This window comes from Campylobacter sp. W0014 (assembly GCF_020135975.1).
In the GTDB taxonomy this organism is placed as follows: Bacteria; Campylobacterota; Campylobacteria; order Campylobacterales; family Campylobacteraceae; genus Campylobacter_D.
This window is the reverse complement of the sequence record NZ_JACHTR010000060.1, coordinates 1-2,077: the sequence shown is the minus strand read 5'-3', so window position 1 is coordinate 2,077 and position 2,077 is coordinate 1. Positions and strand designations below refer to the sequence as shown.

Sequence of the window (2,077 nt, the reverse complement as noted above, 5' to 3'; positions counted from 1 at the left end):
GATTTTCCTTTAATAAACAGTATGGATTTTTTTCTAAAGCTTTTAAGGTTGCATTTAAATATTTATTCGCATCGATACTTACTATATGAGAATTAGCAAATTTTTCTATTTTGAAGTTATTATCTTGTTGTAAAATTTGAATTTGCTTATAAACATCCAAATCTGAATTCATATTTAAATTTCTTACATAATAATTAATTTTTTTATCCTCGCTTATGCCATTTTCAAAGATTATTTTACCTTGAAATTCTTTAAAATACCTATAGGGCACTTGTGCTTTTTCTTCGATAAAATGTGTAAAAGTATATCCATTAATCTTGGAGCCAAAAAGGATAATCTTTCCATCTGTTTTGGAAAGTATATCATAAATACAATTTTCTCCAAAGCAACTAGTTGTATCCTTTAGAAAAAGTTCTCGATTTTTTCCTTTGATTGCAAAAGAAAAAATAGGATCGTTTGTTCTTGTTACCCCCCCCATAGTCTAAAAAATTCATTTAAAATTCCAACTTTACATTTAGAATAAATTTTATCATAAATTTGGTTTTTGCAAAAATTATAAGTAAAAGTTGGCATAATCAATATGCCATTTTTGCCTATGATTTCTAAAAATGCTTCAATATAAATACCAAGATGATCTTTTTTAGGTATTAAAGGAACGCCAAAATTAAAAAGTTCTGTATGAATACAAATAATATCATCTGTTTGGATACCTAATTTTTCTAAAGCGATAATTAAATCTTTTTTTGAATAATTTTTATCGTTTGCTCTTAAAAATTCTATAATTTATCCTTTTATATTAAATTTTTAGATGGTTATTTATGTCTCCCCCCCCCCGGTTATCATTACATCTTGACCTGTCATCCATGAAGAATCTTCACTAAGTAAAAAACAAGCCATAGGAGTAATGTTTTCAACTTTTCCTACTCCTAAAGGATAAGTTGAATCGGCTATTTTTTTATAATCTTGCAAAAAATTATTTGTTTTTAACAAAGGGGTTTCAACTAATGCCGGTGAAATTGAGTTTATGCGAAATTTTGGAGCAATTTCAAGAGCTATAGATTTAATAGATGCTATAATCGCTGCTTTACTTGCAGAATAAAGGCAAAGTCCTTTTGTGGGTACAGATGCTGCAGTTGAAGCTATCCATACAAAACTAGAACCCTCTTTAGTGAGTGCTCTTCGATCAACCATACCTTTTAATACTTGTAAATTTCCAAAATAGTTGATATCAAAGAGTTTTTTAGCTTGTTGAATATAGTCTATGCTTCTAATGCTAGTATTTATGGAAATTCCTGCGCTAAAAACAGCTCCATCAAACCCACCAAATTCTTTACAAAGATCCAAAGTCCAAGAATCTAATTTTTCATAATCAGATAAATCCTTACTGATGCAAACAAAATTATCTGGAAATTGGGCTTGATTTTTTTGAGATTTAAGTTTTTGTTCATCTCGTGCAGTTGCCACCACTTTGGCTCCAAGTTTATTTAAAGTTAGAGCAATATGTGCACCTATACCGCTACTTGCACCCGTAATTAAAAAACTTTTATTCCAAAAAGTATTTTCTTTAAAAATCATAACTTAGTCTTTCAAATGATCTTTGGCTAAAGCTATGAGATCTGAAACGTTTTGGCAATTTCTTAAAACATATCCTTCGATTTCTAGATTAAATAATTGATTATAAAGAGCACTAATTGATAATAACGCCAAACTATCATATTCTTCAATTTCGTTTAAATCTTGATCTTCTTTGAGTGTATAATCTAATTGTATAGCATTAGATAATTCTTCTAAAAATTCTTTTTTTGTCATTTTTTCTCCTTTTGATAAATTTGAACTTTTTTACATATAAAATCAGTATCTAAAGTCATAAGGGCATTTGCCCAACTAAGTCCCGCCCCAAAGCCACCTAAAACAATTTTTAAAGTTTTTTGCAATGGAAATTCATAAGAATTGATAGTATCACATAAGGTTGCAGGAATAGAAGCTGCATTCAAATTTCCGTATTTTATTATGGTGTCATTTGGAGCTACTTTTTTATCTAATTTTAGTTTTTTGATAATCACATCTACTATTTGTT

The 2,077-nt window shown here is 28.6% G+C and carries 3 protein-coding genes and 1 pseudogene; all 4 read right to left on the bottom strand.

What is annotated here, in order from left to right:
• A pseudogene (locus H2277_RS08885) lies at positions 1 to 783 on the bottom strand (AAC(3) family N-acetyltransferase); the annotation flags it as partial.
• 33 nt (positions 784 to 816) lie between these two features.
• Positions 817 to 1,575, bottom strand: coding sequence for an SDR family oxidoreductase (locus H2277_RS08880; protein WP_337201949.1), 759 nt, complete (start codon positions 1,573 to 1,575; stop codon positions 817 to 819).
• Positions 1,576 to 1,578: 3 nt separating this feature from the next.
• Positions 1,579 to 1,809: an acyl carrier protein gene (locus H2277_RS08875; protein WP_337201948.1), complete on the bottom strand. Its 231-nt coding sequence runs from the start codon at positions 1,807 to 1,809 to the stop codon at positions 1,579 to 1,581.
• The coding region (locus H2277_RS08870; RefSeq protein WP_337201947.1) for a 3-oxoacyl-[acyl-carrier-protein] synthase III C-terminal domain-containing protein at positions 1,806 to 2,077 on the bottom strand (272 nt) is incomplete at its 5' end. The genes H2277_RS08875 and H2277_RS08870, both read right to left, overlap by 4 nt.